Source organism: Paenibacillus terrisolis, from assembly GCF_056171975.1.
In genome coordinates this window covers 1-733 of sequence record NZ_JBKFGG010000069.1, presented here as the reverse complement: position 1 = coordinate 733, position 733 = coordinate 1, and the positions used below count along the sequence as shown (strand labels likewise).

Annotated in this window: 1 protein-coding gene; it reads left to right on the top strand. The window is 46.9% G+C overall.

The window, feature by feature from the left end; all coding sequences use genetic code 11:
* On the top strand, positions 1 to 733 hold a 733-nt coding region (locus tag ACI48K_RS25615; protein ID WP_475030450.1), incomplete at both ends, for an IS3 family transposase.

Here is a 733-nt window from a genome sequence, read left to right as displayed (position 1 = left end):
GAGCGGTTATTACAAGTGGAAGGTCACCGAACCTTCACCTAGCGAAACACGTAAGAAAGAAGTTACCGAGCGAATCAAGTGGCATTTTTACGACTCGGAAGAAACCTACGGCAGCCCGAGAATACACCGGGAGTTGCTGAAGGAAGGCTGGAACATCTCAGAACGCACAGTCGGCTTAGTGATGCGCAAGCAAGGGCTACGTTCGTGTATGGCTCGCAAGTTTAGGGTGACCACAACGGACTCTAAGCATAATATGCCCATCGCTCCGAATGTCCTTCAGCAAGACTTTACAGCCACAAAACCCAATGAAAAATGGGTAGCGGACATCACTTACATTCCTTGCCGTCAAGGAAAGCTTTACCTCGCCAGTATTTTGGACCTGTACACCAAACAAATTGTTGGATGGAAGCTCAGTGACCGAATGACGACGGAGCTTGTGATGGACGCTCTAAAACAAGCTTATCTTGCCAAGAAGCCAGCCAAAGGGCTCATCCACCACTCGGATCGTGGTTCGCAGTATGCTTCTAAGGAATACCGAAACCTACTGGTGGAATATGAGATGAAACCCAGCATGAGTCGCAAAGGGAACTGTTATGACAACGCCTGTATCGAGGCTTTTCATAGCATCTTAAAGCGCGAGTTGATCTACAGTAAGCCTAAATTCAAAACCAAGCAAGAAGCCCAGCAGAGATTATATCGATATCTGGAGTTCTTTTATAATCGAAAGAGATCT